Genomic DNA, 14463 nt, shown 5'->3' with positions numbered 1-14463 from the left:
GTAGATAACTGACCACTTTAGCTTGTTAAAATGCTCGATAACTACGTTGTCAATTTTGATTGTAGGTTAACTACTTATCAAAATTTCCGCCTTGTTCTCAAGCATTTTTCCTACGCTAATTTCGTTCACTTATCTACGGTGATTCGTATTAACTCCTAGGAGAATAAAAATGCAACAACACTACGATTACATCATCGTCGGTGCGGGTTCGGCCGGCTGTGTGTTAGCGGATCGCTTAAGTGAAAGTGGTCAAAATTCGGTCCTATTACTCGAAGCGGGTGGGTCGGATAAAAGTATTTTTATCCAAATGCCAACAGCGCTTTCTTACCCGATGAACACTGAAAAATACGCGTGGCAGTTTGAGACGGTTGAAGAGCAAGGGTTGGATGGTCGCCAACTTCATTGTCCTCGCGGAAAAGTTCTGGGCGGTAGCTCATCTATCAACGGCATGGTTTACGTTCGCGGACACGCTTGTGACTTTGACCAGTGGGAAGAGGAAGGCGCGAAAGGCTGGAATTATCAGTCGTGTTTGCCTTATTTCCGTAAAGCAGAGTCTTGGATTGGTGGTGCTGATGAATATCGGGGCGATCACGGTCCAGTCGGCACATGTAACGGCAACGATATGAAGCTCAATCCACTGTACCAAGCTTTTATTGATGCAGGCAAAGAAGCGGGCTACCCAGAAACAAAAGATTACAACGGTTATCAGCAAGAGGGCTTTGGCCCAATGCATATGACCGTCGACAAAGGCGTACGCGCTTCGACCTCTAATGCATACTTAAGCCGCGCTAAAAAACGCAAAAACTTCACCCTAATGAAGAGGGTGACGGTTCATCGAGTTTTATTAGAAGAAACTGGTGCAGAAGGCAAGAAAGCGGTAGGCGTTGAGTTTGAAAAGTCAGGTTCAATTCAGCAATGTTTTGCGAATAATGAAGTGATTTCGAGTGCGGGTTCGGTTGGCTCCGTTCAGCTGTTGCAGCTTTCAGGCATTGGCCCTAAGGCAGTATTAGAAAAAGCGGGCATTGAGGTGAAACACTCGTTGGAGGGAGTAGGTAAAAACCTGCAAGATCACTTAGAAGTGTACTTCCAATATCACTGTAAACAACCTATCACGCTCAACAGCAAATTAGGTTTGGTGAGCAAGGGCTTGATTGGCACTGAGTGGATATTAACTCGCAAAGGCCTTGGTGCTACTAACCACTTTGAATCGTGTGCGTTTATCCGCTCTCGTGAAGGACTAAAGTGGCCAAATATTCAGTATCACTTCTTGCCAGCGGCAATGCGCTATGACGGGCAAGCTGCTTTTGATGGTCATGGTTTCCAAGTGCACGTTGGACCTAACAAGCCAGAAAGTCGCGGGTCGGTCGAGGTTGTCTCTGCGAATCCGAATGATAAGCCGAAGATTGAGTTTAACTACATTTCCACTGAACAAGATAAGCAGGATTGGCGTGATTGTATTCGCCTTACTCGCGAGATCCTCAATCAGCCAGCCATGGATGAGTTTCGTGGGGACGAGATCCAACCCGGTCTGAGCATCACGACGGATGAACAGATTGATGAATGGGTGAAGCAAAACGTCGAGAGTGCTTACCATCCATCTTGTACCTGCAAAATGGGCGCAGATAATGACCCATTAGCCGTCTTAAATGAGCGATGCCAAGTACGCGGTATTCAAGGCTTGCGTGTGGTGGACTCTTCTATTTTCCCAACCATTCCGAACGGTAATTTAAATGCGCCAACGATTATGGTGGCAGAACGCGCCGCGGATATGATTTTGGATAACGCCCTAGAAACGTCGAACAACGTACCAGTTTGGATTGCACCGGACTGGCAAGAGATGCAACGAATGCATCCGCCAAAAAGAGATCTCGATTCGATCTCATAAAATGAAAAAGTCAGTAATCATTACAAGGAATTCAACATGTCTAAGATGACAAAAATCTTCTCAACAATTGCACTAAGTACTTTAGCAACAGGCGCTTACGCCAACCAATGTGAAACGGTTCGTTTCGCAGATGTAGGTTGGACTGACATCACAGCGACCACTGCCGTTACATCAGAGTTACTTAAAGGGTTGGGGTACAAAACGAAGACCGATCTTCTGTCTGTGCCTGTAACTTACTCCTCTATGGCTAATGGCGATATCGACATTTTCCTAGGTAACTGGATGCCAACGATGGAAGGTGATATCGCGAAATACCGTGATGCAGGTACTGTTGAAACCGTACGCGCGAACCTCGTTGGCGCAAAGTACACGCTAGCGGTTCCAAAATACGTTTATGACGCTGGCGTAACCAACTTCGCTGACCTAGTAAAACATGCCGACAAATTTAAAGACCGCATTTACGGCATTGAACCAGGAAACGATGGCAACCGCTTAATTCAGTCAATGATTGATAGTAACGCATTCGGCCTAAAAGATTTCAGCCTAGTTGAGTCCAGTGAAGCTGGCATGGTGTCTCAAGTATCACGTGCCGCACGCCGCAATCAATGGATTGTGTACCTAGGTTGGGCGCCGCACCCAATGAATAGTAACGTTGAAATGGAATATCTAGCGGGTGGCGATGACTTCTTCGGTCCTAACTACGGCGGCGCGAACGTCTACACAAACGTACGTAAAAATTACCTCGCTGAGTGTCCAAATGTAGGTCAGCTAGTGAAAAATCTAGAGTTTAACCTAGAAATGGAAAATGAACTGATGGAAGCGATTCTTAACCAGAAACAGAAGCCATCAAAAGCAGCGCAAGCATGGTTGAATGCAAACCAAGAGCAAATTGAAGCGTGGCTAGAGGGCGTGAAAACGGTAGATGGCCAAGATGCGCTAACAGCTATTACAAACTACTTAAAAACAAACGCTTAATAAGCAGTATTTGAGCTCGTTTTTTTAAAAGAAAGTGGGCAGAGTTTTGCCCGCTTCATTAACACAAAGGTTTTATTTTGAATTTTATTACGGACAACAAACTACCGTTGGGCCAATGGATGGAAACTGGCGTCGATTGGTTAACCATCAATGCATCGGGTTTTTTCGATGCAATCTCTATTACACTTGAAACGATCATTCTTTTCGTGGTGGACATTTTTAAATGGATGCCACCTGCAGCGCCAATCATTATGACGGCGGCAATTGCTTGGTTCTTACATCGCAGCATTCCTCTTGTCGTATTTATCGTGTTGGCCTTACTCGCAATTCTCAACCTTGGTTACTGGCAAGAAATGCTGGAAACCTTTGTCCTTGTGTTTGCAGCGACAACGATTTCCGTATTAATTGGCGTGCCGTTGGGCATTATGGCGGCGCACCGTCCTTGGTTATACACCTTGTTGCGGCCAATACTCGATTTGATGCAGACCGTACCGACATTCGTTTACCTAATTCCAACCTTGGTTCTGTTTGGCTTAGGTATTGTCCCTGGTCTAATCTCGACCATCATTTTCGCTATCGCTGCGCCAATTCGATTGACGTACCTCGGCATTATTAAAGTGCCGGAGGAGCTACTTGAAGCGGGTAAAGCATTTGGTGCCAGCCGAATGAAGCTACTGTTTAAGGTGGAGTTACCTGCGGCATTGCCAAGTATTATGGCTGGCGTTACGCAATGTATTATGTTGTCTTTGTCTATGGTTGTCATTGCGGCGCTTGTTGGTGCTGATGGGCTTGGTAAGCCAGTCGTACGTGCACTGAATACGGTAAACATTTCACAAGGTTTTGAAGCGGGTTTAGCGATTGTACTCGTTGCCATCATTCTTGATCGCTTGTGTAAAGCACCAAACCAGAAGGAGGCATAATCATGGACGCTATTACTATTAAAAATCTTGATGTCGTTTTTGGTCAGCAACAAGCACAGGCGCTAGCACTACTAGATCAAGGGAAGTCTCGACAAGAAATCATTGATGAAACTGGCCAAGTGGTTGGGGTTGATAATGTTTCGCTGAACGTGAAACAGGGTGAGATCTGTGTCTTGATGGGGCTTTCGGGCTCGGGTAAATCAAGTTTGCTGCGAACGGTTAACGGATTGAACGATATTTCTCGTGGCTCTCTGAAAATCAAAGATGGCGACGATATGGTTGAGCTCTCTAACTGTGACGAACAGAAGCTGCGCCACCTTCGTACGCACCGCGTGTCCATGGTGTTTCAGAAGTTTGCATTGATGCCATGGTTAACGGTGTTAGACAATGTAGCGTTTGGTCTAGAGATGCAAGGCATTGGTAAAGCTGAGCGCCGTAAAAAAGCGCGTGAACAGCTCGAAATGGTCGGTTTGTCTGAGTGGGAAACGAAATTCCCGCACGAGCTCTCTGGTGGTATGCAGCAGCGTGTTGGCCTAGCGCGAGCGTTCGCGATGGACACAGATATCTTGTTAATGGATGAGCCGTTTTCAGCGCTTGACCCATTGATTCGCGCTCAGCTTCAAGATGAACTGATTCTGCTGCAAGAAAAGCTAAACAAAACCATTCTTTTTGTGAGTCACGACTTAGATGAAGCACTTAAAATCGGTAACAACATCGCCATTATGGAATCAGGAAAGCTGATTCAACATGGCAAGCCAGAACAGATCATTCTTGCTCCAGAAAACGATTATGTGGCGGACTTTGTTGCTCACACTAATCCATTAAATGTGCTGAAGGGACGTTCCTTAATGCGTGACGATTTGGTTCGCGAAGATACGCGTGTTCTGATTTGCCCTGATAAAAATATTTGGGTGATACAAGAGAGCAAGGGGTTAAGTTTAGCGGATAAAGATAAATCGTTGATTCAATGGAAGAGCGACTCTTCGAACCTTGACGAAGTTAATGAAAACTCTCTGGTTCAGGTTAGCCCAGAAATCAGTATGCGAGAAGCGATTGAACTTAAACAGCGTAGCAATCAGCCTCTGCTTATGGTTGAAGATAATAAGCTGGTTGGTGTGTTAAGCGACAATGAGCTTTACGATGCATTGCTTGGTAATTTTAAGTCAGAGCAAGTTGCGTAAAGTTGACGCAGAACCAAGTAAAAAGAGCCGCACATTAGTGCGGCTCTTTTTAGTTTAAACAATGAGTTAAGTCGCTAAGCTAAGACAATGGTCGACTATAGAGTCGTAATTACCTCATCCATTGCAAGGCGTGCTTTTGGAAGACCATGATTGTAATCTTCCCCATCTTTATGGTAGCCAATCGCCAGCGCAACTTCACAAATATGGCCCTCGAGATCTTCTTTAAACTCTTCTCCAATCAGAGCCGGATCGACACCTTCCATCGGTGTTGAATCAATGCCTAGTCGTGCCAATGTGTGTAGTAGGTTGCCTAGTGCCAAATAGACTTGTGCTTTTGTCCAGTTTCCGTTGAAGCCATTTTCGTCCGTATTTGCATCGGCAAAAGCGTAAGCACCCATAAAGTTGTTGTACATCTCCGCTGGCAAGTGGCCAGATGTTACTTCTGCATCCACACGTTTCGCAAATTTCTCTTTAGTAAATTTAGGATCGTAAGCAAACAGAATCGTATGTGATGCGGCTTTCGCGTGTGGTTGGTTAAACTGGTGCATATTTGCAAACGTATTGTGGAAACGTTGCTTCGCTTCATCACTTTCAATAACGATGAATTTCCATGGTTGTGAGTTGATAGAAGACGCCGACAAACGCAGTGCTGCTTTGATTATCGCCATGTCTTCTTGAGAAACGCGCTTGGTTTCATCATATTTTTTTGCAGTGTAACGGTTATTTAGATCGGTAATGATTTGATGGGACACGTTTATATCCTCTTTATGTGATGACAGATGAGGATGCACTAGCATCGACAACCATGCGTACCTCGAATATGGGTTCATGATAATGGATATTTTTTCATTGATAAGAGGGTGTTTATTTAAATCACTTTTTACTTTTTGTTGAAAATCGATGTGAGTTGATCGATTTGAAACTTAAAAGTCCTTATTTGGAAGCTTTTATTTGATATTAAATTAAACTCATATTGAGGAGTAGGGGAAAGCAACATGAACGTGATTGAAGTTTTTAATGATAGCTATGAACGTTGTACTTCAGATCAGGAGTTTTTCGACTTGTTCTACAAAAATTTATGGTCGAAAAGTGCCAACTTTAGACAGAAGTTTGACGGTATAGACATGCACCAACAAGTGAGAATGCTTAGAGGGTCTATCGTGTTTTTTATGATGGCAGATACCTCGACCGAAGCGCACAAAATGGTGGAAAAGTATGGGAAAAAGCATGCAAGTGCCGAAATTGGTATAGAGCCGCAGGATTTTGATGTTTGGCTTGAGAGTTTGTTAGAAACGGTTCGACAGTGTGATTCTGGGTACGATGCCGATGTTGAAACCGCTTGGCGAACATGCTTTAAAACGGGCTTAGAAGTAATGAAACAAGAATGTGATAAAGAAGATGGGCACATCCTTAAAGCGAGTACCAAATAAGGAAGTAACGTGAGCGGTCGTTACTTCCTAGGGGCAAAATCTTACTTATCTTGTGTTTCTTTATTCTTTTTCACCGCTTCGGCGATATCACTGACAGCTTCGACAAGATTGATCGGCATTGGAAAAATAATAGTGGATGTTTTGTCTGTAGTGATTTCAGTGAGTGTCTGCATGTAACGTAATTGCAGTGCATTCGGTGCTTCGTTGAGCATTTGCGCTGCTTCTTTTAATTTATTTGAAGCCTCTAACTCACCAGTAGCGTGAATGATCTTCGCCCTACGGTTACGTTCTGCTTCTGCCTGACGGGCTAGGGCTCTGACCATGCTGTCATTTAAATCAACATGTTTGACTTCAACCGTAGCAATCTTGATTCCCCAGTCATCAGTCTGTTGATCAAGAATGGATTGTAAATCCTTATTGAGGCGTTCTCGCTCTGATAGCAATTCATCGAGTTCATGCTGACCCAATACCGAGCGCAGCGTGGTTTGTGCTAACTGGCTGGTGGCATCGTTGTAGCTTTCAATATTGTTAATCGCCATTTGAGGATCGACTACGCGAAAATAAACGACCGCGTTGACGCGCACAGAAACGTTATCTTTTGTAATTAAATCTTGTGTCGGCACATCCAAAACGACAGTACGTAAATCAACCCTCACCATTTGCTGAATAAATGGGATAAGGATGATCAAACCAGGTCCTTTGACTTCTTGAAATCGACCAAGAAAGAACACAACCCCACGTTCGTATTCTCTCAAAACCTTGAACATTTGGGTCGCTAGTGCGAACAGCAGCACCACGATCACCGCAACGGTATAGAGCATCATAAAGCGCCTCCTATTTATTTTGGCGGTCATCAGGCATCACAGTTAAGGTCAGCCCTTTAACATTAACAATGGTGACGTGATCACCTTGTTTGAATTGTTGATGGTCTTTGGCTTTAGCTCGCCATAACGCACCGTTGAGTTGAACGCGTCCTTCGCCATCGATAAAGTCATCGCTTACCACGGCGACCTTCCCAGGGTATGTCTCTAAACCCGTCGTTACACGCCGGCGACGAATTTTGAGCAGCAGGCCGACGGTCAGCACGATTAGAGCCACGGAAAATATGGCAATACCAAAAATCAAAGGAAGGGCGATCTGGAATCCTGGTAACTCACTGTCCATGAGAAATATCGAACCGAGTACAAAGGCGACAACGCCGCCTAAGCCCAAAATACCAAAGCTCGGGCTGAATGCTTCCGCTATCATTAGTGCAATACCGAGTAACAGCAGACCAAGACCTGCGTAGTTGACGGGCATCATTTGTAGTGCGTACATGGCCAGAAGCAGACAAATCCCACCTAGCACACCGGGTAAGCCAATTCCTGGGTTGTAAAATTCAAGAAGTAAACCGTAGATGCCGATGAGCATTAGAATGTAGGCAACGTTTGGATTGGTGATAACGGCTAGCATTTCTGCTCGCCAATCGGGTGTTCTTTCAATCCATACGGGATTTTCCAGTGACAATGTCACATCACGATTGTTAACTTTAACAGTTTGTCCATTAATGGCTTTGACTAAATCCTCTGGTGAGTTGGCTATATAATCAATAACGTTTAATTCCAATGCCTCTGTGGCGTCCAAACTCGCTGCTTCGCTCACTGCTTTCTCTGCCCACTCTGCATTTCGGCCATGAAGCTTTGCTAAGCCTTTAATATAGGCTCTAGCATCATTAATCACCTTTTTCTCCATTGCGGTTTTCGCGGGAACTTTCTCTGAGCTTTCGTTGGTTCCTTCTGGCGTTTCTTCCGCGTTTTGATCTTTGCCATCATCCGATGAAGGGGGCTGAGGGGCACCACCTAACGCGACGGGCGTTGCCGCGCCAAGGTTGGTGGCTTCAGCCATTGCGGCAACGTGGCTGGCGAGTAAAATGTATGTCCCTGCGCTAGCCGCTCTAGATCCTGACGGGCCAACCCAAGTCGCAATTGGAGTGGAGGAGGTGGTAATCGCGTGAATAATATCTCTCATTGCACTGTCTAAGCCGCCTGGTGTGTCCATCTCTAAGATCACTAAACTGACACCGTTTAGTTGAGCTTCTTCTATTTCACGAGATAAATAGTCGCTAGTAGCAGGCCCTATAGCGCCTTTGACAGGAACAATCCAAACGGTATTCGCCAGTGCTTGACTGGCCATCAAGAGTAAAGGTAAGAACCATATCCATAGTCGTTTCATGCAGTCCTCCTTGTGTGGTCACAGGGACTTTTTGAAATCCTAATTCAAGTATATCCAAATAACTTAGAGATGCTTGAGTATAGGTTCTAATGAATAAGTTGCCGAGGCTAATTAGGAGACTACTTTTTTATATATAAACGCTGTGTGAGATAGTAAACTAAAGCAAATTATTGGTAATTGTGATGTTTATGTTTATTGTTCAGCGTTTGATTAAGTTGGCCGTTATCTGTGCCGTATTCTTTACTATTTTCGATCTGATCTCGTATGGAGAGGTGACTTGGTTTCAACGGTTTTTGGCTTTTCTACACTAAACTCAGATTTCAATACGTTAGCTACTCATAAGGCGATCGATTTCTTCCTATTCGCCTTATTACTCCCTCTTCAACCAAAGCCTTAAACAAAGCAATACTTAACTCGTTTTTTCAACTTCCTGTCGGTGGAAAAAACGCCAAAATGCAACTAAATTCATATCAATGACAAGTTTAAGGTATGTAGTTGATGAGGCAATTCAGCGCAATCGCACTAGCTGTTGTAACACTCATTTTGAGCCAAACAACAACCGCAAGAAACGCGAAGATGTTAGGTGATATCTCCTTAGTTCAGCCCATACAGGGTGATCCTAATGTGGATATTAAGCTAGCGAGAATTGGCTGGCATCTCTTCCGCGATCCTCAATTATCGTCAAATGGTAATGTCAGCTGCGCGACATGCCATAATCTGCAAACCAATGGCGCTGAAAATACACCAGTCTCTACGGGGGTGAAAGGTGATGGAATTAGAAATTCTATAACAGTGTTTAATGCAGCGTTAAATTATCGTTTTTTATGGGATGGTACGGAAAACACCTTGATGGCTCAGATTGATGGTCCAATCCATAATCCAATGGAAATGGACTCAAACTGGCAAACAATAGAGCAATATGTAAAAGAGAGTGAACATTATCAAGCTCTATTTAATCGTGACGGTGAATTGCCGATTAACGTTCATAATATCAAGTCCGCTATTGTGGAGTTTGTTGAAGGGCTGCAGACGCCTGGCGCACCATTCGATGCTTACTTATTGGGTTACACGCATGTACTGAGTGAACAGCAAATCAGAGGTTGGAAAACATTTCAGACTTCAGGTTGTGTGCAGTGTCATCAGGGCAAAAATATCGGCGGAGCGATGATCCAAAGGTTCGCCTATTTCAAGGATAAGCCAGTAGTAGAGGACTCGGGCAGGCAGCTCGTTACGATAGAGGATGAAGAGCGATTCTATTTTAGAGTAGCCAGTTTACGCAATGTCGCGCTAACGAGTCCTTATTTTCATAATGGGCAAGTCGATAAGTTATCCGACGCGATACAAATCATGGCTAAAACCCAGCTCGGTATAACGATGAACGATGAGAATGTCGCGGACATTGAAGCATTCTTGCAGTCGTTGACAGCACCTAGACCCATAATTTTAGAGGTGTTGGAAAATGAATAAATTCAAACTGATCAACTTTTGCTTTTTTATTGGGATACTGACGTGCTGCACACTGGCGTATATGTCGTATATGAACTCAAAAAACGCTCAAGAATTTCATGCAGAGCTAATGAACATCGGACATGAGTTGATTGAAGAGCGTGATGTTATCGTGAACCGATATGCCGTTGAAGATAGAAAAAACTATGAGTTAACAACATCTTTAGTAGAGATAGAAATCGCAGCACAGGCACTGTTGGAATCATCAAAGGAATCAGTTTGGTTTCCCGTGACACCCAATCGTATAAAAGTTAGGGATACGCTTGAACAGTTTAAGGAGCGAGTGCTTCAAACAACGTTGAAGCTTGATATGTTAATTGGTGTTCAGGTAGAAAATCGGTATGCATTACTCATGTTGTTCAATTTATATCAGCAAGATGTTTCTATCGAGAGCGGTCAATCATTGGGTGGCAGTCGTTATTTTGAATTTCTCAACCAGTTGCTTCTAACACAAACGGAAGTTGAGAGTGAAAAGGAAGCGAACTTCCTTAAGCGGCTTCAAACGAGTGATAAAAGAATTGAATTGCTGACGAATGAACTGCTTGATCACACTTATATTGAGTTTGTCGAAAGCTCAGAGCATCGGTTACTCAATATTGCTCAAAGTGAGGCGCGTTTTACGTGGTTGTTTGTATTTATTGCGGTGATGTTTCTAGTTAGCGCGTTTGTTTATCAGTCACATCACCGAATGCATAACTTAAAACAGTTGAATCTTGAAATTGAAGAGGCGAGAAACAAAGCCGAGCGAGCGGCAAAAGCGAAATCAAATTTTCTCGCTGCAATGAGTCACGAACTAAGGACGCCGATGAATGGTGTACTAGGGCTTTCTCAAATGATTGCAGAAGAGACCAAAGAGCCGACGACGAAAGAGCACATTAGGGTTATTCTTGATTCTGGCCAGCATCTGATGACTATCCTCAACGATATTTTGGATTTTTCTAAAGTTGAAGAAAACAAACTGGAATTTGAGCAAGCTAAGTTTAAGCTCGATCAAGTGCTTTCTCCGGTGTGTAGCGCAATAAAACCACTTGTTGATGAAAAAAATATCGAGCTAATCTTGGAAAACGAGGTTTCTGAATATACTGAATTTACTGGGGATTGTGCGCGTTTACGACAGATCTTATTTAATCTCGCCGGTAACGCGGTGAAGTTTACCAATGAAGGGCATGTGCTGGTTAGAACCGAGTTAGATGAATCGAATCAGTTGTTGGTCATGCGCGTGAGCGACACTGGTATTGGTATTGCGCCAGACAAGCACGAGCATATTTTTAACTCGTTTGAGCAAGCAGACTCATCAACGACTCGAAGGTTCGGCGGAACAGGGCTTGGGTTAGCCATCGTCAAAAAACTAACCGATTTGATGGGTGGCCATATTACTCTGAAGAGTATAGAAGGCGTTGGAAGTCAATTTATCGTTGAGTTGCCGATTCCTTGGGTAGAATCTGCTCCGAAAAAGCAGCAAGAAGCACCGAAACCTCGCGCAAAATCACACCATTTAAAGATACTACTTGCTGATGATAACCGTGTGAATGCCATTGTGGCAAAAGGGTTTTGCGAAAAGCTTGGGCATGAAGTGGAAGTTGCAGAAAATGGATTAATCGCGGTTAAAAAGGCGAAAGAGAACGAGTACGACCTGATCTTGATGGACAACCATATGCCCGAGATGAATGGCGTTGAGGCGACACGCGTTATCCGACAAGAGTTAGGTATCAAGACATTACTCTTTGCGTACACAGCAGACGTATTTCGTGAAGCTCACGATAGCTTTATTGAAGCAGGAGCAGACCATGTGCTTACGAAACCGCTACAGCATGAGAGCTTTTCAGACGCTCTCAAACAGTTTGCCGCCAGACTCGAACCGAAACAGAATCCGCCACTAACGAGTGACAGCAATGTGCTTCAATTGCAACGTAAGCCAATCGAGAACTTAAGGTTAACAGAGGAAGAACTCTCCCGTTCAGGCATGTTTACTTCTTTACGAGATGAGCCAGAAGCGCTCGACGAGTTGCTAAAAAGCATTATTGTCGATTTTGAGACTTCTGTTGATGAACTTATTGAATACTTTATGGCTGAAGACTTTGCTTCATTAGAGCTGACGTTGCACAAAACGAAAGGGATGGCACTGAACCTAAGTTTACCTATTTTGGCGAGCCAAACGGAGGCCCTGGAAACTCAACTTAAAGCCAACCAAAGTCCCGAGATTGAGCAGTTGCAGATGCTGATCAATCGGTTACAGGTCAACATCCATCAGTCTCATAGACTTTTGGATGATATCCAGAAGAACAATGCCGATCCTCAACAGATTTTATAGTCCCTGTGAGTGCGATGCTTTCCTTAACTCATTTTGTTGTGGTTTACTGTGGCAAGGACGGATAGTGTTGATTCGTCGTCGGAAAATCAGGGAGTTAGAATGAGTAAGCATTCCGCTTTAATCAAATGGCATCGTAAAGCTGGCGAAGAGTTTAGTGATAATAAGTATAGTCGGGCACACATTTGGCAATTTGATGGAGGGTTGCAAGTCCCAGCATCTCCATCTCCCCACGTAGTACCATTACCACTATCCGTAGAAGAAAACGTTGATCCAGAAGAAGCGTTTGTCGCGGCACTTTCTAGTTGTCATATGCTCGTTTTCCTGTCTATTGCAGCAAAGCGACGTTATGTTGTGGACAGTTACTTCGATGAAGCGGTAGGGGAGCTTGAAAAAGGCGAAAACGGAAAAGAGTGGGTATCAAAGGTAACGTTAAACCCTAAGATAACATTTTCAGGTGAAAAACAACCGACACCATCTCAATTAGAAAAACTGCATCACATGGCCCATGAGAATTGCTTTATCGCCAACTCCGTTAAAACAGAAGTGACAACGCTTATTGCGAATTAAGTGGAGCTCTTTATCAAAAAGCGCGGCCTATTGCGGAGTTATATTAAGCCAGCAGTCATCCTGCTGGCTCGTTCATCTAGACGACACCTTGCTCAATCATTGCATCAGCGACTTTTCTAAAGCCTGCAATGTTGGCGCCTAAAACTAAATTTCCAGGTTGGCCAAACTCTTTACTGGTTTCGTTTGCATTGATGAAAATATTTTTCATGATGGTTTGCAACTGACTATCCACTTGTTCAAACGTCCAGTTTTGCATGCTGGCGTTTTGCGCCATTTCAAGTTGACTGGTTGCAACGCCGCCTGCATTGGCTGCTTTTGCAGGCCCATAAGCTATGTCCGAGTCCACGATAATATTGGCAGCATCACGGGTGGTTGGCATGTTCGCCCCTTCACTAATCAAAATACATCCGTTTTCGATAAGAGCCAGTGCGTCGTCTGACGTTAATTCATTTTGAGTCGCACAAGGGAAGGCAGCATCAGCCTGATATCGCCAAACAGCATGTCCTTCATTAGGATAGTCGCCCTCTGGTGTGTATTCTGCTTCAGGGTAAGTTTCTAAATATTCTTCTAAGCTTGCTCTTTTCACTTCTTTCAGTTGTTTTAGGAGCTTAAGATCAATACCGTGCTCATGATAGATCGTACCTCGAGAGTCGCTGCATGTAACTGGCGTTGCTCCCATATGGTACAGTTTTTCAATGGCGTAGATAGCCACGTTGCCAGCACCAGAAACGAGACAAGTTTTCCCTTTCAATGAATCGTTGCGGTCGTTGAGCATGCACTCTGCAAAATAGACGGCGCCATATCCTGTCGCTTCTTTTCTGGCGAGTGAGCCACCCCAAAGCAGACTCTTGCCTGTAAGCACACCTTCGTAGCGGCCCGTCAATCGTTTGTATTGACCAAACATATAGCCAATTTCGCGCGCCCCGACACCGATATCGCCTGCGGGCACATCGGTGGTAGGACCGATGTGACGGTACAACTCGTTCATAAATGATTGGCAAAATCGCATGATCTCGCCGTCGGATTTTCCTTTAGGATCGAAGTTTGAACCGCCTTTGCCGCCACCGATAGGAAGGCCAGTCAGTGCGTTTTTAAAAATTTGCTCAAAGCCGAGAAATTTTATGATGCTCGCATTGACTGAGTGATGGAATCTCAATCCTCCTTTGTACGGCCCCAAAGCAGAGTTGAATTCAACTCGATAACCTTTGTTTACTTGTACATTTCCAGCATCATCAACCCAAGGAACTCGAAACATGATTTGACGTTCTGGCTCGACGATCCTCTGGATAATCGCTTGTTCCTTATATTTATTATTGCCTTCTATTACCGGCGCGAGAGAAGTTAATACTTCTTCTACCGCTTGGTAAAATTCTTTTTGCGCAGGGCTACTGTGTTGCAACGCAACAATAGTATCATGTATGTATGACATAGATTTCTTCCTTGATGTGAATAAGCAATCAGTTTATATGAATGTATT

The 14463-nt window shown here is 44.2% G+C and carries 12 protein-coding genes; 8 read left to right on the top strand and 4 right to left on the bottom strand.

Translation table 11 applies throughout. From position 1 onward, the window contains the following. Positions 1 to 169: 169 nt before the first annotated feature. The 4 genes from betA to choV all read left to right on the top strand — a co-directional run bounded on the left by betA (position 170) and on the right by choV (position 4961). Complete coding sequence (gene betA / locus R7127_RS14505; protein ID WP_138940144.1) at positions 170 to 1885, top strand: choline dehydrogenase; 1716 nt, start codon at positions 170 to 172, stop codon at positions 1883 to 1885. Positions 1886 to 1921: 36 nt separating this feature from the next. Continuing rightward, positions 1922 to 2860 carry a choline ABC transporter substrate-binding protein gene (locus tag R7127_RS14500; protein WP_005382646.1) on the top strand — a complete coding sequence of 313 codons (939 nt, stop codon included), beginning with the start codon at positions 1922 to 1924 and terminating at the stop codon, positions 2858 to 2860. Positions 2861 to 2937: 77 nt separating this feature from the next. After that, positions 2938 to 3780 (top strand): choline ABC transporter permease subunit, encoded by an 843-nt coding sequence (choW, locus tag R7127_RS14495; RefSeq protein ID WP_005392552.1) that lies wholly within the window; start codon positions 2938 to 2940, stop codon positions 3778 to 3780. Between the two features lie 2 nt (positions 3781 to 3782). After that, on the top strand, positions 3783 to 4961 hold the full coding sequence (choV, locus tag R7127_RS14490) for a choline ABC transporter ATP-binding protein (RefSeq protein ID WP_033906454.1): 1179 nt from the start codon (positions 3783 to 3785) through the stop codon (positions 4959 to 4961). A gap of 95 nt (positions 4962 to 5056) precedes the next feature. Here the strand turns inward: choV and R7127_RS14485 are convergent, their stop codons facing one another. Next, positions 5057 to 5713 carry an NAD(P)H-dependent oxidoreductase gene (locus tag R7127_RS14485; RefSeq protein ID WP_318141987.1) on the bottom strand — a complete coding sequence of 219 codons (657 nt, stop codon included), beginning with the start codon at positions 5711 to 5713 and terminating at the stop codon, positions 5057 to 5059. Between the two features lie 243 nt (positions 5714 to 5956). Between R7127_RS14485 and R7127_RS14480 the strand changes: the two genes are divergently transcribed. Further along, the gene (locus R7127_RS14480) at positions 5957 to 6391 is read left to right on the top strand and encodes a globin (RefSeq protein WP_031780773.1); all 435 of its coding nucleotides are present in this window, start codon (positions 5957 to 5959) and stop codon (positions 6389 to 6391) included. 41 nt (positions 6392 to 6432) lie between these two features. On the opposite strand, the gene R7127_RS14475 is transcribed toward R7127_RS14480, so the two are convergent. Further along, positions 6433 to 7215, bottom strand: a complete 783-nt coding sequence (locus tag R7127_RS14475; RefSeq protein ID WP_005382637.1) for a slipin family protein — start codon at positions 7213 to 7215, stop codon at positions 6433 to 6435. Between the two features lie 10 nt (positions 7216 to 7225). Then, complete coding sequence (locus tag R7127_RS14470) at positions 7226 to 8602, bottom strand: NfeD family protein (protein WP_033906456.1); 1377 nt, start codon at positions 8600 to 8602, stop codon at positions 7226 to 7228. A 498-nt stretch (positions 8603 to 9100) separates the two neighbouring features. Between R7127_RS14470 and R7127_RS14465 the strand changes: the two genes are divergently transcribed. From R7127_RS14465 to R7127_RS14455, 3 genes are all read left to right on the top strand, one after another. Beyond that, complete coding sequence (locus R7127_RS14465; RefSeq protein WP_017820324.1) at positions 9101 to 10069, top strand: cytochrome-c peroxidase; 969 nt, start codon at positions 9101 to 9103, stop codon at positions 10067 to 10069. Then, a complete protein-coding gene (locus R7127_RS14460) occupies positions 10062 to 12419 on the top strand; it encodes an ATP-binding protein (protein ID WP_033906457.1) in 2358 nt (785 codons plus the stop codon). The genes R7127_RS14465 and R7127_RS14460 overlap by 8 nt, the downstream gene beginning before the upstream one ends. 99 nt (positions 12420 to 12518) lie before the next feature. Next, on the top strand, positions 12519 to 12986 hold the full coding sequence (locus R7127_RS14455; protein ID WP_017820322.1) for an OsmC family protein: 468 nt from the start codon (positions 12519 to 12521) through the stop codon (positions 12984 to 12986). Between the two features lie 76 nt (positions 12987 to 13062). On the opposite strand, the gene gdhA is transcribed toward R7127_RS14455, so the two are convergent. Next, a complete protein-coding gene (gene gdhA, locus R7127_RS14450; RefSeq protein ID WP_005373174.1) occupies positions 13063 to 14415 on the bottom strand; it encodes an NADP-specific glutamate dehydrogenase in 1353 nt (450 codons plus the stop codon). Positions 14416 to 14463 lie beyond the last annotated feature (48 nt).

This window comes from Vibrio sp. 1159 (genome assembly GCF_033340395.1).
Classification (GTDB): Bacteria; Pseudomonadota; Gammaproteobacteria; order Enterobacterales; family Vibrionaceae; genus Vibrio; species Vibrio alginolyticus.
The sequence above is the reverse complement of the archived record's forward strand: the minus strand, read 5'-3'. Positions and strand labels throughout refer to the sequence as shown.